General features: G+C 61.9%; 23 protein-coding genes. 13 read left to right on the forward strand and 10 right to left on the reverse strand.

Annotated elements, in window-relative coordinates:
• Nucleotides 1-23 precede the first annotated feature (23 nt).
• The gene (locus ACYQ14_RS09650) at nucleotides 24-2,168 is read left to right on the forward strand and encodes a S9 family peptidase (protein WP_459887468.1); all 2,145 of its coding nucleotides are present in this window, start codon (nucleotides 24-26) and stop codon (nucleotides 2,166-2,168) included.
• A gap of 200 nt (nucleotides 2,169-2,368) precedes the next feature.
• Nucleotides 2,369-2,575: a YgaP family membrane protein gene (locus ACYQ14_RS09655; protein ID WP_459887470.1), complete on the forward strand. Its 207-nt coding sequence runs from the start codon at nucleotides 2,369-2,371 to the stop codon at nucleotides 2,573-2,575.
• A gap of 58 nt (nucleotides 2,576-2,633) precedes the next feature.
• Here ACYQ14_RS09655 and upp read toward each other — a convergent pair whose 3' ends face one another.
• The gene (gene upp, locus ACYQ14_RS09660) at nucleotides 2,634-3,311 is read right to left on the reverse strand and encodes a uracil phosphoribosyltransferase (protein WP_283836671.1); all 678 of its coding nucleotides are present in this window, start codon (nucleotides 3,309-3,311) and stop codon (nucleotides 2,634-2,636) included.
• 131 nt (nucleotides 3,312-3,442) lie between these two features.
• Between upp and ACYQ14_RS09665 the strand changes: the two genes are divergently transcribed.
• The 3 genes from ACYQ14_RS09665 (at nucleotide 3,443) to ACYQ14_RS09675 (ending at nucleotide 6,337) form a co-directional block, all read left to right on the forward strand.
• Nucleotides 3,443-4,165 (forward strand): DUF5828 family protein, encoded by a 723-nt coding sequence (locus ACYQ14_RS09665; RefSeq protein ID WP_459887472.1) that lies wholly within the window; start codon nucleotides 3,443-3,445, stop codon nucleotides 4,163-4,165.
• 101 nt (nucleotides 4,166-4,266) lie between these two features.
• On the forward strand, nucleotides 4,267-5,457 hold the full coding sequence (locus tag ACYQ14_RS09670; RefSeq protein WP_459887474.1) for an inorganic phosphate transporter: 1,191 nt from the start codon (nucleotides 4,267-4,269) through the stop codon (nucleotides 5,455-5,457).
• 169 nt (nucleotides 5,458-5,626) lie between these two features.
• Nucleotides 5,627-6,337, forward strand: a complete 711-nt coding sequence (locus tag ACYQ14_RS09675; RefSeq protein ID WP_459887477.1) for a hypothetical protein — start codon at nucleotides 5,627-5,629, stop codon at nucleotides 6,335-6,337.
• 149 nt (nucleotides 6,338-6,486) lie between these two features.
• Here the strand turns inward: ACYQ14_RS09675 and ACYQ14_RS09680 are convergent, their stop codons facing one another.
• Nucleotides 6,487-7,872, reverse strand: a complete 1,386-nt coding sequence (locus ACYQ14_RS09680) for a hemolysin family protein (protein WP_459887479.1) — start codon at nucleotides 7,870-7,872, stop codon at nucleotides 6,487-6,489.
• Between the two features lie 102 nt (nucleotides 7,873-7,974).
• On the opposite strand from ACYQ14_RS09680, the gene ACYQ14_RS09685 reads away from it, so the two are divergent.
• Together ACYQ14_RS09685 and ACYQ14_RS09690 are read left to right on the forward strand one after the other, a co-directional pair.
• Nucleotides 7,975-8,274, forward strand: a complete 300-nt coding sequence (locus ACYQ14_RS09685) for a glutaredoxin family protein (protein ID WP_283836666.1) — start codon at nucleotides 7,975-7,977, stop codon at nucleotides 8,272-8,274.
• On the forward strand, nucleotides 8,275-8,784 hold the full coding sequence (locus tag ACYQ14_RS09690; RefSeq protein WP_459887482.1) for a redoxin domain-containing protein: 510 nt from the start codon (nucleotides 8,275-8,277) through the stop codon (nucleotides 8,782-8,784).
• Between the two features lie 59 nt (nucleotides 8,785-8,843).
• Here the strand turns inward: ACYQ14_RS09690 and ACYQ14_RS09695 are convergent, their stop codons facing one another.
• Nucleotides 8,844-9,353: a hypothetical protein gene (locus ACYQ14_RS09695; RefSeq protein ID WP_459887484.1), complete on the reverse strand. Its 510-nt coding sequence runs from the start codon at nucleotides 9,351-9,353 to the stop codon at nucleotides 8,844-8,846.
• A gap of 182 nt (nucleotides 9,354-9,535) precedes the next feature.
• Here ACYQ14_RS09695 and ACYQ14_RS09700 point away from each other — a divergent pair, with 182 nt between their 5' ends.
• On the forward strand, nucleotides 9,536-10,126 hold the full coding sequence (locus ACYQ14_RS09700) for an L-threonylcarbamoyladenylate synthase (protein ID WP_459887487.1): 591 nt from the start codon (nucleotides 9,536-9,538) through the stop codon (nucleotides 10,124-10,126).
• Between the two features lie 41 nt (nucleotides 10,127-10,167).
• Here the strand turns inward: ACYQ14_RS09700 and ACYQ14_RS09705 are convergent, their stop codons facing one another.
• Both ACYQ14_RS09705 and ACYQ14_RS09710 read right to left on the reverse strand, forming a co-directional pair.
• Nucleotides 10,168-10,842 (reverse strand): CRISPR-associated protein Cas4, encoded by a 675-nt coding sequence (locus tag ACYQ14_RS09705; protein WP_459887490.1) that lies wholly within the window; start codon nucleotides 10,840-10,842, stop codon nucleotides 10,168-10,170.
• A gap of 42 nt (nucleotides 10,843-10,884) precedes the next feature.
• Nucleotides 10,885-11,475 carry a conditioned medium-induced protein 4 gene (locus ACYQ14_RS09710; RefSeq protein ID WP_459887492.1) on the reverse strand — a complete coding sequence of 197 codons (591 nt, stop codon included), beginning with the start codon at nucleotides 11,473-11,475 and terminating at the stop codon, nucleotides 10,885-10,887.
• A gap of 179 nt (nucleotides 11,476-11,654) precedes the next feature.
• Between ACYQ14_RS09710 and ACYQ14_RS09715 the strand changes: the two genes are divergently transcribed.
• A complete protein-coding gene (locus ACYQ14_RS09715) occupies nucleotides 11,655-13,856 on the forward strand; it encodes a heterodisulfide reductase-related iron-sulfur binding cluster (RefSeq protein WP_459887495.1) in 2,202 nt (733 codons plus the stop codon).
• 161 nt (nucleotides 13,857-14,017) lie between these two features.
• Here ACYQ14_RS09715 and ACYQ14_RS09720 read toward each other — a convergent pair whose 3' ends face one another.
• Nucleotides 14,018-14,737 (reverse strand): type 1 glutamine amidotransferase, encoded by a 720-nt coding sequence (locus tag ACYQ14_RS09720; RefSeq protein WP_459887498.1) that lies wholly within the window; start codon nucleotides 14,735-14,737, stop codon nucleotides 14,018-14,020.
• Between the two features lie 259 nt (nucleotides 14,738-14,996).
• On the opposite strand from ACYQ14_RS09720, the gene ACYQ14_RS09725 reads away from it, so the two are divergent.
• Nucleotides 14,997-15,722 carry a CPBP family intramembrane glutamic endopeptidase gene (locus ACYQ14_RS09725; protein WP_459887501.1) on the forward strand — a complete coding sequence of 242 codons (726 nt, stop codon included), beginning with the start codon at nucleotides 14,997-14,999 and terminating at the stop codon, nucleotides 15,720-15,722.
• Nucleotides 15,723-15,766: 44 nt separating this feature from the next.
• Here ACYQ14_RS09725 and ACYQ14_RS09730 read toward each other — a convergent pair whose 3' ends face one another.
• From ACYQ14_RS09730 to ACYQ14_RS09740, 3 genes are all read right to left on the reverse strand, one after another.
• The gene (locus tag ACYQ14_RS09730) at nucleotides 15,767-16,429 is read right to left on the reverse strand and encodes a helix-turn-helix domain-containing protein (protein ID WP_459887503.1); all 663 of its coding nucleotides are present in this window, start codon (nucleotides 16,427-16,429) and stop codon (nucleotides 15,767-15,769) included.
• A gap of 80 nt (nucleotides 16,430-16,509) precedes the next feature.
• Nucleotides 16,510-17,319: an alpha/beta fold hydrolase gene (locus ACYQ14_RS09735; RefSeq protein ID WP_459887506.1), complete on the reverse strand. Its 810-nt coding sequence runs from the start codon at nucleotides 17,317-17,319 to the stop codon at nucleotides 16,510-16,512.
• 80 nt (nucleotides 17,320-17,399) lie between these two features.
• Nucleotides 17,400-17,564: a DUF7556 family protein gene (locus ACYQ14_RS09740; protein WP_283836655.1), complete on the reverse strand. Its 165-nt coding sequence runs from the start codon at nucleotides 17,562-17,564 to the stop codon at nucleotides 17,400-17,402.
• A gap of 182 nt (nucleotides 17,565-17,746) precedes the next feature.
• Between ACYQ14_RS09740 and ACYQ14_RS09745 the strand changes: the two genes are divergently transcribed.
• Complete coding sequence (locus tag ACYQ14_RS09745; protein WP_459887508.1) at nucleotides 17,747-18,598, forward strand: CBS domain-containing protein; 852 nt, start codon at nucleotides 17,747-17,749, stop codon at nucleotides 18,596-18,598.
• The gene (gene glyS, locus ACYQ14_RS09750) at nucleotides 18,591-20,387 is read left to right on the forward strand and encodes a glycine--tRNA ligase (protein WP_459887511.1); all 1,797 of its coding nucleotides are present in this window, start codon (nucleotides 18,591-18,593) and stop codon (nucleotides 20,385-20,387) included. The genes ACYQ14_RS09745 and glyS overlap by 8 nt, the downstream gene beginning before the upstream one ends.
• A 26-nt stretch (nucleotides 20,388-20,413) precedes the next feature.
• On the opposite strand, the gene ACYQ14_RS09755 is transcribed toward glyS, so the two are convergent.
• Nucleotides 20,414-20,917, reverse strand: coding sequence for a peroxiredoxin family protein (locus ACYQ14_RS09755; protein WP_459887514.1), 504 nt, complete (start codon nucleotides 20,915-20,917; stop codon nucleotides 20,414-20,416).
• A 173-nt stretch (nucleotides 20,918-21,090) separates the two neighbouring features.
• On the opposite strand from ACYQ14_RS09755, the gene ACYQ14_RS09760 reads away from it, so the two are divergent.
• Nucleotides 21,091-21,681, forward strand: a complete 591-nt coding sequence (locus ACYQ14_RS09760) for a diacylglycerol/polyprenol kinase family protein (RefSeq protein ID WP_459887517.1) — start codon at nucleotides 21,091-21,093, stop codon at nucleotides 21,679-21,681.
• Nucleotides 21,682-21,698: the final 17 nt, after the last annotated feature.

Consider the following 21,698-nt stretch of genomic DNA (forward strand, 5'->3'; position numbering starts at 1 on the left):
CTCGCGGCGAGGTGACACGTATCATGAAGACGATCTCCCCCGACGATTACTATGCTCTCACGCAGGTCGAGAGTCCCCAAATTTCGCCCGACAGCGAGCGCGTCGCCTACGTCGAAAAGGTTCCAACTGACGAGGAGAGCTACGAGGCGACGATCCACGTCGTTCCGCTGGGCGGAGACGACCCACAGCAGTTCACCGTCGCCGAAGGCGTCGATAGCCAGCCCCGATGGAGCCCCGACGGCGAATACCTCGCGTTCGTCAGCACTCGAGGCGCGGACGACGATCGGCCGCAGTTGTGGATCCTTCCGACGGCTGGCGGCGAGGCGAGGCAGGTGACGAACGTCTGCGGCGGCGTCTCCGATATCGAGTGGAGTCCAGACGGGACGAAAATCCTGTTCGCCCAGCAGGTCACGGACGAAGACCGCGAGGAAGGTCGCGATCTCGAGGTCGAACCCGACTACGAACCTGAGTCGCCCGATCCGCGCGTGATCGACCGGATGATCTATCGCGCCGGAACGCAGTACCTCGACGGCAAGCGGGCGCACGTGTACGTACTCGATGTCGCCGCGGCGCTCGAGGACGGAGCGGGCACTGCAAACGAGAACCAGGCCGGTGGCCCAGGCCGAGGTGAGGACGACGGCACCGACTCGGAGCCAGTCGAACGAATCACCGACGGGGACGACGATTTCGTCGGGCCGACGTGGGGAGACAGCGGGACGATCTACTACGCGAGAAAGGTGACTGAGGACGACCGAGCGCCAGATGATTCGGTCACCTTCAAACTGCTCGAGTGCGACCTCGAGTCGGGCAAATCGGCGGCGTTCACGGAGACGACCGGCTGGATCGACTCGCTGTGGGCGACCGAAGATGGACGGATCGCCTACCCCTCCACCCCCGAAGAACGACTCACGCTGGCCCAGACTCAAATTCGGGTCCACGATCGGGAGACGGGAACAGAGACGGCGCCGACGGAATCGCTCGATCGAGATCTCGCTCACGACGGCCACGTTGAGTGGGGGCCCGACGGTGAGTTGCTGTACTTTACCGTCCCTGACGAGGGGTCCGTCGTCTGCTATTCGGCACCCGGAGACGCGAGCAAGCCGCCAGAGCCGGTCTACGGCGAGGGCGTTACCGTTGAAGACTTTTCTGTCGGCCCGGACGCCATCGCGTTCGTCCAGAGCGAGTGGGACCACCCCGGAGACGTCTTCGTGACGACTCGAGGTGGCAACGAGACCACGCGGCTGACTCGTGCCAACGACGAGTATCTCACCGACCGCGCCGTCTCTCAGCCCGAAGAATTGTGGATCGACAGCGACGCGGGGACGATCCAGGGGTGGGTGCTCACCCCGCCCGAGTTCGACGAGGACGAAACCTACCCGCTCGCCGTCGAAATCCACGGCGGCCCGCACGTCCAGTGGACCACCTCGGGGACGATGTGGTACGAGTTTCAGGCGCTTGCCGCCAGCGGCTACGTCGTCTTCTGGTGTAACCCTCGAGGGTCGACCGGCTACGGGCAAGAACACGCGGCGGCGATCGAACGCGACTGGGGCGACGTGACGCTGACCGATATTCTCGCCGGCGTCGACGAAGTCTGTGAACGCGAGTACGTCGACGAGAACGACACCCACGTCACCGGCGGAAGCTTCGGCGGCTTCATGACCGCCTGGTCCGTGACCCAGACGGATCGATTCCGGGCCGCCGTCTCGCAACGCGGCGTTTACGATCTGACGGGATTTTACGGCTCGACGGACGCGTTCAAACTCGTCGAAGGCGACTTCGGAACGACCCCATGGGAGGACCCCGAATTGCTCCGGGCGCAATCGCCCGCCGCACACGTCGAGGGTGTCGAGACCCCGACGCTCCTGATTCACTCCGACCGGGACTATCGAACGCCCGCCAACACCGCCGAACTGTTCTACCTCGGACTGCAAAAATACGGCGTCGATACCCGTCTCGTTCGCTACCCTCGAGAGGGCCACGAACTCTCCCGAAGCGGCGAGCCTGCCCACGTCGTCGACCGCCTCGAGCGCATCGTTCGCTGGTTCGACGGCTACTCGAACTATCACGACTCGCCGCCTGCGCTCGAGTGCGATCCGGGCGAGGGATTGAGTGGAGGCGAGAGCGAGGAGACGGGAGACGAAGGCAAGAACGAGAGCGAAACGGACTAGGTCCAATTCGACTGCAACTATTGACTAGGGAACCGCCAGCGGGCTCGAGGGTTCGAGGTGAAACGAGAGGGTTCAAACGGCGGGGATAGGTTCGCGCTCTCGAGTCGAAACGGGGGTGTGTGCCTGAGGCACAAAGCAGGGAGTGACGTGCCGACAGCTGACGGGAATACCGTTAGGAGTCTCGGGTCCAAAACTCAGCTATGGACCGAAACGTCGGCGGGATCGATCGGCTGCTTCGGTTCGGCGGTGGATTCACACTGCTGATCTACGGGTACCGGAATCGAGAAACGACGATCGGCACGCTCGCGTTTATCGCCGGAAGCGATATCCTCGCGACCGCGATCATCCAGCGGTGTCCGATAAACGCCGTGTTCGGAATCGACACCTGCGGCGAGGAGAACTGGTAGAGCAAGGGCGACTCGAGACACAGCCCAAGAAGTCACTGGAGAAACCGCAAAGTAGCGCTCAGGTCGTTCGGAACGCGCGGTCACCCGCGTCGCCCAGTCCGGGGACGATGAAGCCGTCGTCGTCCAAACGATCGTCGATCGAGACGGTGAGCAGATCGACCTGCTCGAACTCCTCGTCGACGCGCAAGAGCCCGTCGGGTGCAGAAACCGCAGAGAGAACGATGAGATGCTCCGGATCGACGGAGTTCTCGACGACGTGGTCCAGGACGGCACACATCGTACTCCCCGTCGCGAGCATCGGGTCGGCGACGATGACGGTATCTTCCTCGTGGATCTCCGGCAGTTTCACGTAGTCGATCGTGATCGGGAACGAGCCGTCCTCGCCCCGGCCGGCTTCTTCGTCTCTGCTCGCGCTGATGACGCCCTGTCGCGCGCGAGGGAAGGCTTTCAGCAAGCCTTCGACGAACGGAGTCGCCGCGCGCAACACGTTGATGATGACGACGTTGTCGAGTCCCTTGACGCGCTCGCCCATCGTCGGCTCGAGGGGCGTTTCGATCTCGGCGTACTCGGTTTCCATCCGGCCGTCGATGATCTCGTAACCGCAGATACGGCCCAGTTTGACCAGCCCTTTCCGAAAGCCGACCTGTTCGGTTTCGACGTCTCGAAGGCGTGAAAGCGTATCTTTCGCCAGTGCGTGAGTGACGACGTAGGCGTTGTCCCGCTTGTCTATCGGCATAGTAGTACAGCCACTCGCCGGATAGTTCATGGTATCGATCCGGTTCGAGCGGGTGACGACGAGCGAACCCGCAGATTTCCCCCCAGCGGAGAAGTTTATACCGCTTCGCGCCATACGACTCCCTTAACCGAATGGAAGAGAGCATCTCGGGTTTCAAAGTCCGCGGTGATTGGTCGACCGTCGTCGAGCACGGGGAGCGAGTCACACGCGCGCTCAGAGACGCCGGTGTCCACGACCCCGATCACGACTACGGCGCGCGCTTCGCTCGAGCCTTCGAAGAGTGGGAGGAGTGGCGGCCGAAAGCCCACGAAACGCTCGAGCGAGACGTCAGCGAGAAAACCGCTGATCAAGCGAGCGTCGAAGAAGGAAAAGGCGAAAAGGCCGGTAAAGATCCCGACGAGGACATCAAAACCGCTGGCGAGAAACTCTCGGAGTCCTACGAGCAGTTAGAAGAAGACGACGCCGAAGCCGCCGTCGACAACTGGAAGGAATCCATCGATTACGTCGCGCGGGCGGCGGATTCTGCGAGTCGAAAAGCGCTTCGCCGCGTCGAGGACACGGTCTACCAGAACGTGATGACCCAACTCGCACCCTACTACTTCGACAACGAACTCGTCAGCGCGAACATCCAACAGTCCGCCCGTGGAAACGACAACGGCGAGTCGTTCGTCTTTGAGGTCAACGTCAACGACGACGTGCTCAAAGACGATATTTCGGAATCGCTCGCGTCCTACGAGGACGAGGTCGATCGCTGGCACGTCGTCACCGAGAAGGATACGGAGGCCGCCGAAGCGATCGAAGGTGCCGAGCCGCCGCCGGAACCCGAGGACAACTCGAAGTCGACGACGAACTGACCGGTTCGGAGGGGGGTCGGTACCGGAGACACCGTTCGAGGGGATCGCTCTCGCAAGTAGGCCGGCACACACTTGTAGGGCCCGCTGGTAACCCCGTATAGATGGTCGATATCGCGACGATCGCGACGTTTCTCATAGCCGCACTCGCGGCGCTTTTTATGGCCTGGTCGATCGGTGCCGGCTCAAGTGGATCGACGCCGTTCGCACCAGCCGTCGGTGCGAACGCGATTTCAGTCATGCGAGCCGGGTTTTTCGTCGGTATCCTCGGATTTGCGGGTGCGGTGTTACAGGGTGCGAACGTCTCCGAAGCCGTCGGGACCGAACTGATCGGCGGCGTAACGTTGTCGCCGATCGCCGCTGCAGTGGCGCTCACCATCGCGGCGACGCTCGTCGCGATCGGGGTCTTCGCCGGCTATCCGATAGCGACGGCGTTCACCTCCACCGGGGCCGTGATCGGCGTCGGGTTAGCGATGGGTGGTGACCCCGCGTGGGCGAAGTACACGGAGATCGCCGCGATGTGGATACTCACGCCCTTTGTCGGCGGCGGAATCGCGTACACGATCGCACGGGTTTTACGAGACGAACCGATCGGCGAAGAGCGGTTGATTATCGGGCTCGCCGCACTCGTCGGCGCAGTGGTCGCAAACATCGAGTTCGCCGTGCTCGGTCCACCAGACGGTGGAGAATCGATCGCACAGACGATCGGCGGCTGGCTCCCGCTGTCGCCGATCCTTTCTGTCGCCAGCGTGACTCTGGGGATCGCGATACTCTGGGGGATCGCCATCGGAGCCGACCTCAACAAAGGGACCGAACGCGGCGAGAGACACTTCCTGCTCGTTCTCGGCGGGCTCGTCGCCTTCTCGGCGGGCGGCAGTCAGGTCGGTCTCGCGATCGGACCGCTGGTACCGATCTCCGGCGACCTCGAGTTACCCCTGATCGCATTATTGCTCGGGGGCGGCGTCGGACTCCTGATCGGTTCGTGGACGGGAGCCCCCCGGATGATCAAAGCCATCTCACAAGACTACTCTTCGCTGGGGCCGCGACGCTCGATCGCCGCGTTGATCCCGTCGTTCGCGATCGCACAGGTCGCCGTGCTGTACGGCATTCCCGTCTCGTTCAACGAGATCATCGTGAGTGCGATCATCGGAAGCGGCTACGCCGCATCGACGGCGGGAGGAGGAGTGAGCGGGAGGAAAATGGGGTACACGGTCCTCGCGTGGGTTCTTTCGCTCGTCGGCTCGATCCTCATCGCGTTCTTCGGCTACTGGGTTATCGATATCCTGTTGCTCTGATAGGGTCGTTCGTAATTCTCTCCCAGCATAGATACTCAGTCGTCGGTTTCACTCGGCAAAACTCGTTCTCCGCTAAGGCTGGCTGAAAATAGGTACGAACGACCCTATGAGAGGAAGACGGCGAGCGCGATACCGAACGGCATTTACACGAACGGCCGTGAATTCCAGTATGGCAGTAGACGATTCCGAACCGATTCAGTGGCGGCGGGACGCCGCAACGTCGCGAACCGTTCGTATCCTGTGGTCACTCGGCGTCGGGACGTTCTTCGCCGCGGCGCTCATCATCGTCTTCTGGCGACTGTTCGATATGACCGGCCAGACCGGCGGCCAATCGATCATCGTCGCCGGCCTCGCCGCACTCGTCGTTACAATCCTCGCGTTCGCGTTCGGTAGTAATACCGAACAGCGAGTCGCGCGAGTGAGCGAACGGCTCCCGGTCAGTGCACCGACCGGAACGAGCCTCGAGCGAGCACTCGATGCGGCGCTCGGAATGCTCGTGATGGCCGGCGCGATTGCGGCCCTGATGGTGACCGGTCGGTACGTCTCGCAGAACGAATTGCTGGAACTCGGTGCCGGTCCGTTTACGTTGCTCGCGGCACTGACGATTCCGCTCGCACTCGTCGCAATTGCACTCTCGTCGTTTCTCCGGTCGGTCGGCACGCTCGATCACGAAGAGCGAGTGATCTACCTCCACGACCCCGATCAGGCGATCGAACTCGAACTGATCGAGGACACCTCGATCCGCAGACTCGGAGACGCGGCGATCTTGAGCCTCGAGTACGCGCAACCGGACGGTCAGTACGTGCAGGGACCGCGGCGGATCGTCGTTCCGCCGGCGGTCGCACGAGAAGTACAGGAGTTAGTCAACGCCGACAACTGATAGGGTCGGTTGTCAGTTATTTCCGGCCATTCGCCGCCCCGCTCTGGCGACAAACCGGTACACAGGGACAACCAACCCTATGAGCGCTCCTCGGAATGTCGTCCGCCTCGTCTGCTCCTCCGTCTCTTCTTCAGCCGCTTGTGCCCCGCCTACTCCTCCGTCTCTTCTTCAGCCGCTTGCGTCTCCCCGTCTTCGTCCAGTTCCTCGAGTTTCCGGAGTCGAGCCTTCATGATCCGGGTGTTTTCGACATCTTCGACGGTGATCCGGACGCCTTCGTAGGTGAGTTCCTCGCCTTCCTCGACGAGTCGGCCCGCTCGATTGAAGATGAAACCGGCGATGGTCTCGAACTCCTCGCCTTCGGGGAGTTCGATCTCGAGGGCCTCGTTAACGTCCTCGATGTTGACCTCGCCGCGGACGAGGACGGTCCGTTCGTCGATCTCTTCGACGGGGAGATCTTCGCCGCCCTCGAGGATCTCGCCGATGATCTCCTCGATCATGTCTTCCATCGTCACCAGCCCCTCCGTGGTTCCGAACTCGTCGATGACGATCGCCATGTGCATTCGGTTTTCGCGCATCTCAGTGAGCAACTCGTCGACGTTTTTCGACTCGGGCACGTGAAGCGTCGGCTGGATGAGGTCGTCGATCTCCAGGTCGTTGGCCTTGGTTTCGCCGTAGTTGAGGTCGCGAACGAGGTCACGAATGTGGACGATACCCAACACGTTGTCGAGGCTATTTTCGTAGACCGGCACTCGAGCGTGACCGCTTTGGATGCAGGTTTCGATCGCCTCGTCGATGTCGGCGTCCTTTGGAACCGCCGTCATATCGAGTCGAGGGGTCATCACTTCCTTGACGATCGTGTTGTTGAATCGGAAGATCCGCGTGAGCATCTCGTGTTCTTCCTCCTCCAAGACGCCCTCGCGCTCGCCGGACTCGATCATCTCCTGGATTTCGTCGCGAGTCACGTAGGGGGACTCAATCGCCCCTGTAGATCCGGTAATACGGTTGACCTGACGGGTGAGATAATCGAACAGGACGATGAGCGGGTAGAGGAGGTACTCGGTTGCCTTGAGCGGTTTCGAGATCCGAACCGACCAGGTTTCGGTGTTCTCGACGGCGTAGGACTTGGGAACGCTCTCGCCGAACAGCAAGACGATCGCAGTAATGCCAAACGTCGCCAGCAAGACAGCAGCCAATCCGCCGAAATAGAAGCCAAGCAGCGCAGTCGCGATCGAGGACATCGCGATGTTGACGATGTTGTTGCCGACGAGGATCGTCACGAGCAGGCGGTGTGGATCCTCCTTCAACGACTTCACCAGCTCTGCGCCCGGGACCCCTTCTTCGACCATCCCCTCGACGCGGTGTTTCGGGAGCGAGAACATCGCGATCTCCGAGGATGAGAAAAAGCCCGATAATGCGATGAGGACGACGACCGCGAGCGCCCCGAGAATCGTTACTGTCGACCGGTCGAACTCGAGTCCAGCAACTGGAACTTCGTATGTGGCAAGCAAGATGTCGAGGAACGAAGACAACGCCATTGATTATCGAGAAATTATCACCCTGCCGACTAACCCTTTATCCTTTTGTGAGGGATTTCCGGCGACGATACGTTTACCCGCCCGTTTCACCAACGGAGACACATGAGCGCACCGAGTGAATCACCGATCACCCTGTACCGACTGCAGGCCTGTCCCTACTGCGAGCGCGTGGTTGCCCTCCTCGAGGAGTACGACCTCGAGTACGCCTCGCGGTACGTCGAACCGATGCACTCCGAGCGGGACGTCGTCAAACGCGTCGCCGGCGTCCGGTCGGTCCCCGTTATCGTCGACGAGGAAACGGGCGTCACGATGGCCGAAAGCGGGAACATCGTCGAGTACCTCGAGCGGACCTACGGTGAGCACGGAAAAGCACAAGGCGCGGCCGCAGGGGGTGACGACTGAATGCCGGACTTCGACGTCGTCGAACTCGGTCCGACGGATCATCCCGAAGCCGGCGACGAGGCACCCGATTTCACTCGCCCGCTCGTCAACGACGAGTTCTGGGAGGACCGCTCGCTGTCGGAACTAACCGACGAGGGGCGAGTGATTCTCGTCTTCACGCCGATGATCGCCTCCTACGCCGCGAAGTACGTCTGGGACGAACTCACGGAGCGCGGCTGGAACGAGGGCGACACGCGCGTCGTCGGCGTCAGCGCCTCGACGCCCTACGCACACTCGAGCGTGATCGCGGACAACGACTATCCGTTCGAGCTGTTCGCGGATCCGGCAAACGGCGTCGCGGAACGGTACGGCATTGCCCACGACCTCGACGGAATGGCTGGCGTTTCGGAGCCCCGAACCGCGTTCTTCGCGATCGATTCGAATGGCGTCGTCGAGGCCAGCTGGGTCGCCACCGAGTGGCCCGAGTTCCCCGAGTATGACGACCTCGAGGAACGGCTGGATCTCGTCTGAGGTGACTTTCGGAGACGACTCCGTGGGCGACTATCGGTCGACCAAACGTCGATGCGCGCTCAGGAAGATGCGTTTGCCCCAACGAGTCCTCGTTTACGAACAAACAGGCGACGGTACACGACCCGAAGCAAAACGAGGACGCTGAGAACGATCCCTAACCCCATGACGACGAACGGATGAAGCAACACGCCGCCCGAGTCGCCGAAATAGATCACGTAAACGCTCGCCGTTGCCCACCAGAGCGTATACGCGCTGACGACACCGTACAGAACCGAACTAGCGATTCCTAACGCGACGAGAGCCATTGATTGGGGAAGCTCACCCGACATCGCGAGCGCGGAGACGAGTCGGACGCCGTACGCCAGCGAACCGAGTAAAACGAAGAGTGCCAGAACCCCTGGAATGAGAAGTACTGGGAGTACGAACAGATCGACGGGCGGCGTCCAGCCAGTGTCGAGCGGGATCTGCGTCCATACAGCCCAAAACCCCACCAGAAAGATCACGAGGAGTGCAAGCGCAGGTTCTATCCGTTCCCGGTTGAGCCGGAAAATCGGTTCGAGTGATATCATGCCTCATCAATATTGTCCCATTGACAAATGGATATCCCCCACGTAGTTCGAATATTTCTGGAATTTAATGGTTTCCGTGTCAAACCGTGAGGACATACGCACCGAGACGTTCCACGCACCGAACGGTCCAACCGCAACGCGGTACGTTTTTGGCCGCGACGAGCGGAGTTCGAATCGAAACCGTGTCATCGTCATCTCTCGAGCGAGCCGCGACGGCGATTCGGAGCGGCGAGCTCGTCGTCTACCCGACCGAAACCGTCTACGGCCTCGCCGCCGACGCGCTCGACGCCGCGGCGGTCGAACGCGTTTACGACGCGAAAGAGCGGAATCGATCGAACCCCGTCTCCCTTGCGGTGCCGTCGGTTCCCGCGGCGCTCGAGCACGTTCGGGCGACCACCCGCGAACGGGAGTTCATGGCGACGTTCCTTCCCGGCCCCGTCACCGTCCTCTGTCGGCGGCGAGAGAGCGTCCCGGACGAACTCACTGCCGGTGCTGATCGCGTCGGCGTTCGCGTTCCGGATCACCGACTCGCGCTGGCGCTCTGTGAGAAGGCCGAGACGCCGATCACGTCCACGAGTGCGAACGTCAGCGGCCGCTCGAGCGCCAGGCGAGTCGCGGATCTCGACCCGGAGATCCGCGACCGGGCGGCCGTAGTGCTCGACGGCGGCGAAACCGCGGGCACCGAAAGCACCGTCGTAAACGTCTCGACGGGCGAGATCCACCGCCGCGGCGCGATGGCCAGCGAGATCGAGCAGTGGCTCGACGAGCGGTGAGCCGGCCGAGCGTTTCGGACCCGGACGGCCGTACGAGACTCTCAACCCAGCCCGAGCAACGACCGGAGCGTTCGCGTTCTAACGCCACACTCGCCCGCGTACTCGCATGCTTCGCACTTCGAATCGTTTTGAATGCGCGCGGGGGGCCCATCGAGTTCGCGAACCGTCCGAAGCACCCGACGGTACCGGGCCTTCCGGCGAGTCGTCATCTCGAGCCGTCGAACGACGCCGTATGAGGGGTACTCGAGCCAGACGCCCTCGACCGGCGTTTCGTGCTCCCAGGCGAGCGCCTTCGCGGCCGCGACGGCGTGGACCGACTGGGATTCCCAGACGCCGGTTTCCGGCGGCTTTCCCGTTGAGACGAGCGCAGGCTCGAGCGGGTCGGACAGAACCTTGTGAACGATTCCGCGCACGTCGCGTCCAGTGGCAAGGACGGATTCGGCAGCGGGGTTACAGATAGGGTCCCACCGGTCCGCCCGCTCGAGTTTGGACCGGGTGTGCTCGAGCGCACGTCGGAAGGAGTCTGGATCGGTTTTGATCGGCTCGCCCGCGAGGGCGTTCGCGTCGGCCTCGAGCAGGGCTTCGTACCGAAAGGCGAGCGACCGGATGTGTTCGACGGTCGCGGGCGGGTCGCGTTCGTCGCGGCGACGGTCGTAATAGCATTTGCGCGGACAGTAAGCGGCCGATCGGAGATCGCTGAAAGCGACGCGGGACACGGCCGCGTTGGCCGCCCGATCCGATAAAAAGGGTAGCAGGTCCTAGAGCGAGACGTCGGTTTCCATTCCCTCGGTTGCGTCCTCGAGGCCGTCCTCTCGAACGTCGCTGGCCATTCGATCCGTCAGATCCGAATCCGCCAGAACGCTATCGAACTCGTCCCGGTACCGATCGTTGGCTGCCCGGGATTCGTCTCGAGCCGACGCGATTCGACGGTATCGTCGGATCTGTTCCTCGCTGGCGTCGTACTCCGAAGCGATCGTGGCTGGGTCCTCATCACGTTCTCGGATCGCAACGAGGTCGACCTCGTCCGCGTCGACGTCGTCCACCAGATGAAGCGAGGCCCTCGCTTCGAAGATGCTCTCTTCCGTGGCATCAAGCTCCGAAGCGATCTCTTCGTCACTCGTTCCCTCGTAGAACTCCTTGGCCACGTCGATCAACTCCTCGTCCGTGAGCGGGGTATCGAACTCGTATCGCTCGCGCATCTGGGTGACGACGTTCTCGACGCGCTCGTCGATCGTTCGCTCGTCTTTCTCGAGCGAGCCCCGACTCGCCGTCTGAGACTCAGTGACGGTCTCCTCACCGTCGGTAACGCTCGTAAAGAGATCGCGAAGTTCCTCGGTTTTTTCGTTCATGAGTGGACACTGGAGATAGGACGCTATATAAGCCTGTTGCCAGATATCGTCACGACGGAACGGAAAACAACCCACATATCTAAACTCAAAACAAAAATAACATTTTACGCAGACGGCGTCGGGTAGGGGTACCGAACGCGGTGATAAGAGTTAAGTCGAATCCCCGCACGTGATAGAACATGAACATTGTCGCACAGGCGGGCGCGTCGAGGGACATGTATCTGGGGCTTCACGGCGTCGAGATACTCCTGTTTTACTTCCTCGTCGCGGTCACGCTCTTCGTCTTCGCCTACGGAGTGTACCGCCGATTCGCGCGCTACACCCGCGGGGACGAAGATCCGTTCGCTCGACTCGACGACCTGCCGAACCGAATCGTCAGCGCAGCCAAAATCGTGCTCTCAAACGAGAAGCAGTTCAACCGAGACCTCTACGGCGGGCTGATGCACTCCTTTATCATGTGGGGTTTCCTGACCCTCCTCATCGCGACGCTCATCATCGGCTTCGAAGCCTACGCGACCGACATGCTGTTTGGCATCCTCTTCTGGGAGGGCGATTTCTACCTGGCCTACCAGTTCATGGTCGACGCGATGGGACTGCTGTTCGTCGTCGGTATCGCCATGGCGATGTATCGCCGGTACTGGGTCCGAAATCACCGCCTCTGGGATCGCCACACCTCGAGTGAGGACGACATCTTCATCTGGACGCTGTTCGGCCTCGGCGTCGGCGGCTTCCTCCTCGAGGGATTCCGTATCTATATCACCGGGATGCCCGAGCACGAGATCGTCAGCTTCGTCGGCTACGGCCTCGCCATGCTGTTCGGCGCGATCGGCGTGCCGACGGTCGGCGGCGCGGACGTCGCTCAGGAGTACGTCGCGATGGGCGCGTTCGGCGCGAACGCCGAAACCCTCCACTGGCTCTCGTGGTGGTCTCACTCCTTGCTGGCGCTCTTTTTCATCGCGTGGATCCCCTACGCCAAGCCGTTCCACATGATCTCCTCGTTCGCGAACGTCGTCACCCGCGACGAAAAGGCGGGCGCACGACTTCCCGGTGTGCCCTCGGACCTCGACGCGACCAACGCCGAGGATATTGACGACTTCACCTGGAAGGACATTCTCGACCAGGACGCCTGTACCAAGTGCGGCCGCTGTTCGTCGGTCTGTCCCGCGAAAGCTTCGGACCGCCCGCTCGACCCGCGAAACGTCATCCTCGACCTGAAATCCTATCGTGAGGAACTCGACGCCGGCGGCGAGGAGAAACCGATCGTCGCCGACGGAGGCACCTCAGTGATCAACACCGAGACGATGGAATCGTGCATGGCCTGTATGGCCTGCATGGACGCCTGCCCGGTCGAGATCGAGCACCTGAACTCCTTTACGAAGCTCAACCGTCAGATGACCGATCAGGGCGACATCGCCTCCTCAATGCAGGACGTCTTCCAGAACGTTATGCAGGACGGCAACACCTTCGGCAACAGTCCCCGAAACCGGGGCGACTGGGCCGACGAACTCGAGTTCGACGTGACCGACGCTCGCGAGGAGGAAGTCGACTACCTCTGGTACGTCGGGGACTTCCCCAGCTACGACGAGCGCAACAAGCAGGTCGCGCGCTCGCTCGCGACGATCCTCAAGGAGGCCGACGTGAGCTTCGGCATCCTCTTCGAGGACGAAAAGTACGACGGCAACGACATCCGCCGCGTCGGCGAGGAGTTCCTCTACATCGAACTCGCCGGCCACCACGTCGAGTCCTTCGAAGCGTGCGAGTTCGACAAAATCGTCTGTACTGATCCACACTCTTACAACACGTTCGAGAACGAGTATCCGGAGGTCGACTTCGAGGAGTTCGCCGACGACCCGATCATGCCCTTCGAGTACGACGAGTTCTGGAACGACGACGGCGAGATCGACGTGCTCCACTGGACCCAGGCCGTCGAAGAGTTGGTCAACGACGGCAACCTCGAGCTATCCGGAACCGAACTCGATTACACGGTCACCTACCACGATCCGTGTCACCTCGGGCGGTACAACGACGAGTACGAAGCGCCTCGAGAACTCATCAAAGCGACGGGCTGTGAGCTCGACGAGATGCCGCGCAACCGCGCCAACTCGTTCTGTTGTGGCGGCGGGGGCGGCGGCCTCTGGATGGACTTCGAAGAAGAACCCAAACCGAGCGAGGAGCGCATTCGCGAGGCGCTCGAGGACACCGACGCCGGAAGCGGCGTCGAGAAGTTCGTCGTCGCCTGTCCGATGTGCATGACGATGTACGAAGACGGGCGCAAAACGGGCGGCTTCGAAGACGACATCGAGGTCGTCGACATCGCCGAACTGATCGTCGAAGCGATTGGGAAAGAAGAGCGGGCGAGTCTCGAGGTCGCGGCCGACTGATCGGGTCGGTTCGAGTCGGGTCGGCTACGAATTGGGCTCAGAGACGAAACGGAGCCGGCTACGAGTCAGGGTCGTCTTCGAAGAGTTCGAGCGTGGCGATTCCGACAGCGTGAGAAAGCAATGCAACCGTCTACGCGTCCGAAATCGGGCCGTGTTCGTACTCAGGCCGAGGCGTCTCGAGACGTCGTTCCACGCGTTTCCTCGAGACGAACGTCGCGAACGTACTCGAGGAAATTCTCGAAGACAAGTTTCGCCTGACAAGCTTGCTGGTAGTTCTCGTCGGTGATCTCCGTGAGGACGGATTCGCGGCGTTCGTCGGAGAGTTCCTTTCGGTGGACGAGTTCGCGCGCGGTTTTCGTATCGTACTCTGGATGGAACTGAACGCCGAAGACGCGGCCTTTGTTGAAACCGTGGTTCGAGTACTCGTTTTCGGCGAGGGGCTCTGCACCCGGCGGAAGCTCGGTGACTTCGTCGGAGTGACTCGTGAAGGCGGTGAACTTGCCGTCGATGCCGTCGAAGAGCCTCGAGGAGCCGGTGTGTTCGATCTCGCTGTAGCCGACCTCGTAGGCACCCATGTCGGCGACGGTGCCGCCCAGTACGTCCGCGAGGAGCTGGTGGCCCCAACAGATGCCGAGAAACGGGACGCCTTCGTCGATCGCCTCGCTTACCCACTCGTTGACTGACAGGATCCACTCTTCGTCCCAGTACACCGACGACCGCGAGCCGGTAACGACCGCGCCGTCGAACTCGACTGTGTCGGGAACCTCGCCGCTGTTGACGTCGAACTCGACCAGGGAGGCGTCGAGTTCGCGTCGAAAGTTTCGTGTCGTGTTCGCGTCCTCGTGTGCGGCGTTGAGGACGGCGATACGGAGTTGACTCATTACCAGTTGTAGACGGCTCGTTGGAAAAATGCCTTGCGCCCGTCACGGGCGTTGCCGTGATCTGCGTCACGACGAAACTGGATGTCAGAACGGAACTGTCCCGAGGTTCGGCAGAAGCGGCCGTCGGAGGCGAGATTCCAAAGCGATGAGTTCGGGACAGTATGCACTGGAGACGACCGTACACGCGGGGGGACTTAACGAATCGAACTGTGCAGTACGAGCGTCCATCACGGTTCGAATGGTATCGGTTCGTGTAATTATGGACGGAGGTTGGATATCCGGGACGGACGAAACCGAGACGACAGCGGCGCCGGTGGCCGATCGGCTCTGGCTCACGCTCGGCGTCGCGACGCTCGCGATTGTAGTAATAGCTGTGACCATCTCCGGATACTTCCTCGTGACCGGAGAGCCGGGCGGCGAGGCGCCCGCCGGAGTCGTGTACGGCTCGAGCGCCATCGCGCTCGCGCTGGCGGTGGCCCTGCTGTGGTGGCGGTTCGACGAGGCGGAACGGCGGGCGGCATTTCCGCTACGGCGACCGACTCGAGCCGAACTCGGCTGGACGGTCGTGTTCTTTCCGCTCGGGCTAGGCGCGTTTCTCGGCGGCGAGTGGGTCGCGGGGCTTCTCGGGTTCGAAATGGAGCCGTTCTACGCGTACGACTTGACCGACCCGCTGACGTTCGCCGGGGTTGTGTTGGGGGCGGTGGTCGTGGCACCGGTCGCCGAGGAACTCCTCTTCAGAGGGGCGTTGATCAGTTCACTCGGCGACCGTGGGTGGTCTCCGATCGCCGCCGGCATCGGGTCGATCGCCGTCTTTGCCGGATACCACGTCTTCGGACTCGGCATCGCGGGAGTCTTCGCGATCGCTGCGTGGGCGATCTTCCCGACGATACTCCGGATTCGGTTCGACAATCTCGCCGGGGCGTGGTTACTGCACCTGTTAAACAACGTATACGCGTACGTGATCGTGACGCTATTTATCGTCTAAGCGAGAAAACTGACGAGAGGAATGCGAGGAGACGGCGGTAGCATCTACCGATTCTGCGACGGGACGAGCGCGTGAACGATCTCGCGTTCCGCCCGCCGGAGCAGATCCGAGGCGGTGCTCTCGGAACAATTCAATTCCGTTGCGATTTCGGCGAGCGATCCCTCTCGAGGGACTTCGTAGTATCCGACGTTTTCGGCGGTCCGTAAGGCGCGATACTGTCTCGCGGTTAATCGATCGGTGATCCGTCGATCACGACCGTGGTAATCGCCGACTGACTCGATTTCGATCGACACCGCTTCGGAGAGGTCGCTCACCACCTCACGTAGCTCCTGAAAGTCCCCCAGAATCGTGACCGTAACCGTTCCATCTTCGACGACGACCGGCGGAACGTGGATAAAATCGTGGCCCAGAAACACCGACCACCACGAGGTCCGCTCGTGGGCATCTTCCTCCTGCGTGTAGACGTAGAACCTGCCGTCACTGACCGGTCTGATCTCGTGTTTGCATATTTCGGGAGCGTCCGCCAGCGCATCGGCGTAGACGTCTGGATCCCCGTGAACGAAACACAGCTGATTGAGAATCAGTTGGCGACTCATTCGCCACATGAGCAGTTCTTCCCTGATGATCGCATCACTGGCGGCCAGCCGACGACTCAAATCGGACTGAATCGACGGGTCAGGAACGACGGTGAGATCGATAAACTGCATTCGGCAAACCGTTCAGGTGAGTAATACAAAAATTTGGCTGGTGGGAGCCTGCCCCGAGTCCAAAACGGTGGCTATCGGAATCAGCGCTCGTCTTCCTGTGACTCAAGAAAGCCCAGGAGCCAATCATTCACGGTCCGAGAGCGTTCGATAAACGCGAGGTGGCCCGCGTCATCGACCGCTTCGAACTCGCCCCGCGGGAGCCCTCGAGCGAGTCGCTCGCCGCCCTCGGGATCGACGAGTTCGTCTTCGGATCCGTGGACGACGAGCGCGGGCTGGGTGACCTCGACCAGCCAATCAGTCGCATCGAATCCGGAGAGTGCTCCGAGTTGGGCCTCCCATCCCGTTCGGGAGGCGTCGCCGTCGGCTCGCCAGTCGACAATTCCCTCGAGAACCTCGGGCTGGCGTTCGCGAAAATCGGCCGAGAGGACGGTCTCGAGCGACGAGCGGATCGCCTCACGGTCCTCTGGTGGGGCGAACAGGGGCTCGAGGTCGAACGCAGATTCCGTCGGTGCGGTTCCGAGCAACGTGAGCGTCTCTACTCGGTTCGTCGTTCGTGCGGCCGCGAGCGCGACGGCACCGCCGAGTCCGGCACCGACGACGTGGGCCGATCGGGTTTCGGAGTCAGCGATAACGGCCTCGAGGTCCGCCGCGAGCGTCTCGAGGTCGTAGGGTCCAGACGGGGAGTCCGATCGCCCCGTTCCGCGAAGATCCCAGACGATGGTCTCGAACGGGCCGGCGAGAGCCGCGTGTTGCCAGCCCCACGACCAGCCGCCGAGGCCGGCTTCGGGGACGAACACGACGGTATCGGAACTACCGGCGGGACTGTCCCGATAGCCGTCGCCGTCGACCTCGTAGTGAAGCGAGACGTCTCCGTTCGACGCAGTTGGCATGTTCGACTCGAGGTGTTGGAGACGGGCACCGGTTTCGGTTTCGGCTTAACTTCGAAAAACGATATCAATCACACGACGCGTTAGCGCCACGCCGGAAGCTCCGGCGCGTCGTCGGCCTGCATCGAAAGCCACGCACCGTCGGCTGAAATGTCCGCGATGACGTACTCGCTGCTCGATCCTCCCGAATCGATGGAGCCAACGACGGTGTCGTCGGACCCAACCGAGTGTGCGTGACTGTTGGGCATGGGAGAAGTTCTCACCCACACACGTATAAACGCATCGAAATTGACTGTCCAATGGAAATGACTGTCGTCGTAATTGGTTCGATGGGGAGATCGTAACGACCCCGAACAGATGAGGAGGACTCCCGTCAGATCCGACCAGTGAAACACTGGGTTTATACTCATTTTAGCCGTACAAGCGGGACATGAACGTAGCCGACGCGATGACGCCGCGCGAGGAGGTCGTGACCGTCGAACTGCCGGGAACCAGAACCGACGTGCTCGAGTACTTGCAAGAACAGTCGTTCTCGTCGGTCCCCGTCGTCAAATCCACCGACGAGGAGACCGAATACCGCGGGCTCGTCTCTCGAGACGCCCTGATCGAACAGCCGGACGAAGACCAGCTCGTCATGCTGATGGACGACGTGCCGACGACGACCGCGGAGACGTCGCTCGAGGATGTTGCGCGCGAGATAGTCGAAACTGGCGCGCGGCGAGTGCCAGTGGTCGACGGGGAGTTCGAGGGAATCGTCACGGTAACCGACGTTATCCACGCCATCGCGACGGGCGATCAGGAGACCGACGATGTCGTCGGCTCCTATGCGAGCGAGAACGTGAACACGACCTACGAGGGAGCTCCCCTGGCTGTCGCAGAGCGCGAGTTGTACTACGCGAACGTTCCGTACACGGTTGCACTCGATGAGGAGGGGAGTATGAGCGGCGTCCTCACCGAAGTCGACATCATTGACGTGGCTCGCATCGTCGAAGGCGAAGAGGAGACGGGAAACAACTTCCCGGATCAGGACGCCGACTACTCCTGGGAGGGAATCAAAGGCGTCGGGAGCCGCTACCTACCGACTCGAGACATCGAGATTCCGAACGGCCCGGTCGAGGACTTCATGACCGGCGACGTCGTCACTGTGACGGCCAAGCGGTCGGTACAGGAGGCCGCACAGGAGATGATCAGCAACGACGTCGAGCAGATTCCGATGGTAACCGGCGAACAGCTCGCGGGTATCGTCTGTGACGTCGACCTACTGGAGGCACTGTATGAGTAACGAGAGCACAACCCAAGAACAAGAACAGAACGGCGACGCCGAGCGGACGAGCGAACAGCTCGTCGAACTCGCCAAGCGTCGGGGCTACTTCTTCCAGTCATCGGGAGCCTACGGCGGCGTCGGCGGCTTCTACACGTTCGGCCCGCAGGGCGCATCGTTGAAGAGCAACGTCGAGGACGCCTGGCGCGACCGCTTTGCCCTCGAGGAGGGCAACATGGAGATCGACGCGCCGACGATCATGCCCGAACCCGTCTTCGAAGCCTCGGGCCACCTCGACGGCTTCGACGACATGCTCGTCGAGTGCTCGGAGTGTGGCGAAAGTCACCGCGCGGACCACATCGTCGAGGACAACACGGACTTCGAGGACGCCGAGAGCCTCCCCATTCCGGAGGTCGAGGAGGTCATCGCCGAGTACGAACTCGTCTGTCCCTCCTGCGGTGCCGGACTCGCGGGCGAGGCCGTCGAAGCGTTCAACCTCATGTTCGCGACGAACATCGGCCCCGGCGACTCCCAGCCGGGCTACCTGCGGCCCGAAACCGCACAGGGCATCTTCGTCGAGTTCCCGCGGCTCAAAGAGTACGCCCGAAACACGCTTCCGTTCGGCGTCACCCAGATCGGCCGGGCCTACCGCAACGAGATCAGCCCGCGCAGATCCATTATCCGGACTCGAGAGTTTACCCAGGCCGAACTCGAGTACTTCATCGACCCCGAAGAGGACGAACCGGACCTCTCTGCGGTCGAAGACGTGGATGTGCGGCTGTACCCCGTCACCGAACAGAACGCAGAAGACGGCGACGAGATCGAGACGACCATCGGCGACGCCGTCGCGGAGGGCGTCATCACCGACCCATGGGTCGCGTATTTCCTTGGCATCGCTCAGGGGTGGTACGATTCCATCGGCGTCGACATGGACCGGTTCCGGTTCCGCCAGCACCTCTCGGGCGAGCGCGCTCACTACGCGAGCGACTGCTGGGACGCCGAGAGCGAGATCGATGGGAACTGGATCGAGATCGCCGGCTTCGCCCATCGGGGCGACTACGACCTCTCGAAACACGCCGAACACTCCGGCGACCGCTTTACGGTCTTCAAGCAGTACGACGAGCCCAAAACCGTCGAGCGCGCCACCGTCGACCCCGATATGAGCTACCTCGGGCCGGAGTTCGGCGGCGACGCACAGGCCGTCGTCGAGAAACTCGAGGCCCTCGCGGGACGCGATCGGTCCGCATTTGACGACGAATCGGTCGAGATCGAACTCGGGGGCGAGAGCCACGAGATCCCCGTCGAGAAGACCGGTTTCGCCGTCGAGGAGCAGACCGAAGCCGGCGAGCACGTCGTTCCGAACGTCATCGAACCCTCCTTCGGCGTCGATCGGGTCGTCTACACCGTCCTCCACCACGCCTACCGGGAGGACGAAGTCGCGGGCGAGGAGCGCACCTACCTCGAGCTCGAGCCCGAAGTCGCGCCGACGTTCGCGGGCGTGTTCCCGCTTCAAAACGACGACGAACTCGAGACCCAGGCGGACGATATCGCCTCGGATCTGCGCGAAGCCGGGCTGTCGGTCACCTACGACGACTCGGGGAATATCGGCCGACGGTACCGCCGACAGGATGAGGTCGGCACGCCGTTTTGCGTGACCGTCGATTACGAGACAATCGAAGACGAGGAGACGGCGGTGACGGTTCGCGAGCGCGACTCAACCGACCAGAAGCGCCTGCCTGTAGACGGGCTGGCGGAAACGCTCGTCGCACTTCGGAAGGGCGAGGTTGCGTTTTCGGACCTTGAAGAGTAGAACCGCCTGACAATCCAGATCTGCGGTCAACGGCTTCTTCGAACCAGCAGATCGTCAATTGCCTCGAGGAGGTCGTACGGCGACGGACGGTCCAGCGACGTCTCGCCGTCGTAGCTGTAGGCGACCGACGGCTCTCCGCCGCGACAGTCCAGAACGAGTGTCACGGGAACGCGTCCGATCGAAGCGACGAACCGGCCGATCGTTCCGTACTGCGTCGGCTGGTGAAACTCCTCGCGGACGACACCGTCGTCGTCCGCCAGAATCGGAAACGGCGGGTCTACGAGTCGTCGCCAGGACCGAACTTTTGGTCGCGTTCCCGGAACGACCACCGCGACCGTCACGTCCCGCCGTCGGAACTCGTCGTACTCGGCCGCAAGTTCGCGGGCCTGCTGGCGACAGGTTCCGCTCCGATGGCTCTGCATGAGCGCAAGAACGACGAACGCCGCGTCCGAGGCGAGTTCCTCGAGCGAAACTGGATCCGGCCCCTCACCGACATTGGGGTGCTCGAGTGCGAGCGTTTGTGAGTCCATATCACACATACGATCCGACGACCAAAGATGATAGGCTGGCAGTCGCAACGCGTCGAACGACACGATTCAGCGTCCGCCCTTACACTTCGACCGCGGGTCGCCATGACCGACAAACACCCCTCTCGAAAAGTAATCCGACGAACTGAAGGTCACGTACTTCGAGGACTCACGGGATGGCCGACGAACTCAAGCGACGACTGGTCCACTCGAGCGGTGCCGGACTGGTCGCTCTCTACCTGCTCGCCGCCTCTTTCGATCTCGGACTGACGTGGGATCGCTTTCAGCTACTGATGGTCGTCCTCGCGGTCGGGACGATCGGCCTCGAGTTCCTCCGACTCAAGGCCGGCCTCGAGTTGTCCCTCTACGACAAACTCACTCGAGAGTACGAACAGGATCAGTTCGCCGGCTACGGTTACTACATGGTCTCGATGACCGTCGCCGTGCTGGCGTTCCCGTCCGAAATCGCCCTGCCCGCGATGTTGATGCTCGCGATCGGTGACCCGATCAGTGGCGCGGTCTCGGACAACTCCCTCCGGCGGTTCAAGAGCCCGAAGGTGTTCGCGACGATGTTCGTTGTGAGCTTCCTGCTCGCGCTTCCGTTCCTGCGTGAGCATCCCGAGGTCGCGGTTGCGGCGGCGATCGGTGCAATGGTCGCCGACTGTATCACAGTGAAAATCGGCGACTTCGTCGTCGACGACAACCTCACGATCCCGATCTACGCCGGGTTGTTGGGGTATCTGGTTCTCGAGTTCACACCGTTCTGATCGGTGTTGCTTTCGGC

Source organism: Halostagnicola bangensis (assembly GCF_054653435.1).

Excerpts from the sequence above, each read along its gene's own strand:
- ACYQ14_RS09650 (WP_459887468.1), top strand. The coding sequence starts at position 24 with ATGAAGACGATCTCCCCCGACGATTACTATGCTCTCACGCAGGTCGAG.
- ACYQ14_RS09655 (WP_459887470.1), top strand. The coding sequence starts at position 2,369 with ATGGACCGAAACGTCGGCGGGATCGATCGGCTGCTTCGGTTCGGCGGT.
- upp (WP_283836671.1), bottom strand. The coding sequence starts at position 3,311 with ATGCCGATAGACAAGCGGGACAACGCCTACGTCGTCACTCACGCACTG.
- ACYQ14_RS09665 (WP_459887472.1), top strand. The coding sequence starts at position 3,443 with ATGGAAGAGAGCATCTCGGGTTTCAAAGTCCGCGGTGATTGGTCGACC.
- ACYQ14_RS09670 (WP_459887474.1), top strand. The coding sequence starts at position 4,267 with ATGGTCGATATCGCGACGATCGCGACGTTTCTCATAGCCGCACTCGCG.
- ACYQ14_RS09675 (WP_459887477.1), top strand. The coding sequence starts at position 5,627 with ATGGCAGTAGACGATTCCGAACCGATTCAGTGGCGGCGGGACGCCGCA.
- ACYQ14_RS09680 (WP_459887479.1), bottom strand. The coding sequence starts at position 7,872 with ATGGCGTTGTCTTCGTTCCTCGACATCTTGCTTGCCACATACGAAGTT.
- ACYQ14_RS09685 (WP_283836666.1), top strand. The coding sequence starts at position 7,975 with ATGAGCGCACCGAGTGAATCACCGATCACCCTGTACCGACTGCAGGCC.
- ACYQ14_RS09690 (WP_459887482.1), top strand. The coding sequence starts at position 8,275 with ATGCCGGACTTCGACGTCGTCGAACTCGGTCCGACGGATCATCCCGAA.
- ACYQ14_RS09695 (WP_459887484.1), bottom strand. The coding sequence starts at position 9,353 with ATGATATCACTCGAACCGATTTTCCGGCTCAACCGGGAACGGATAGAA.
- ACYQ14_RS09710 (WP_459887492.1), bottom strand. The coding sequence starts at position 11,475 with ATGAACGAAAAAACCGAGGAACTTCGCGATCTCTTTACGAGCGTTACC.
- ACYQ14_RS09715 (WP_459887495.1), top strand. The coding sequence starts at position 11,655 with ATGAACATTGTCGCACAGGCGGGCGCGTCGAGGGACATGTATCTGGGG.
- ACYQ14_RS09720 (WP_459887498.1), bottom strand. The coding sequence starts at position 14,737 with ATGAGTCAACTCCGTATCGCCGTCCTCAACGCCGCACACGAGGACGCG.
- ACYQ14_RS09725 (WP_459887501.1), top strand. The coding sequence starts at position 14,997 with ATGGACGGAGGTTGGATATCCGGGACGGACGAAACCGAGACGACAGCG.
- ACYQ14_RS09730 (WP_459887503.1), bottom strand. The coding sequence starts at position 16,429 with ATGCAGTTTATCGATCTCACCGTCGTTCCTGACCCGTCGATTCAGTCC.
- ACYQ14_RS09735 (WP_459887506.1), bottom strand. The coding sequence starts at position 17,319 with ATGCCAACTGCGTCGAACGGAGACGTCTCGCTTCACTACGAGGTCGAC.
- ACYQ14_RS09740 (WP_283836655.1), bottom strand. The coding sequence starts at position 17,564 with ATGCCCAACAGTCACGCACACTCGGTTGGGTCCGACGACACCGTCGTT.
- ACYQ14_RS09745 (WP_459887508.1), top strand. The coding sequence starts at position 17,747 with ATGAACGTAGCCGACGCGATGACGCCGCGCGAGGAGGTCGTGACCGTC.
- glyS (WP_459887511.1), top strand. The coding sequence starts at position 18,591 with ATGAGTAACGAGAGCACAACCCAAGAACAAGAACAGAACGGCGACGCC.
- ACYQ14_RS09755 (WP_459887514.1), bottom strand. The coding sequence starts at position 20,917 with ATGGACTCACAAACGCTCGCACTCGAGCACCCCAATGTCGGTGAGGGG.
- ACYQ14_RS09760 (WP_459887517.1), top strand. The coding sequence starts at position 21,091 with ATGGCCGACGAACTCAAGCGACGACTGGTCCACTCGAGCGGTGCCGGA.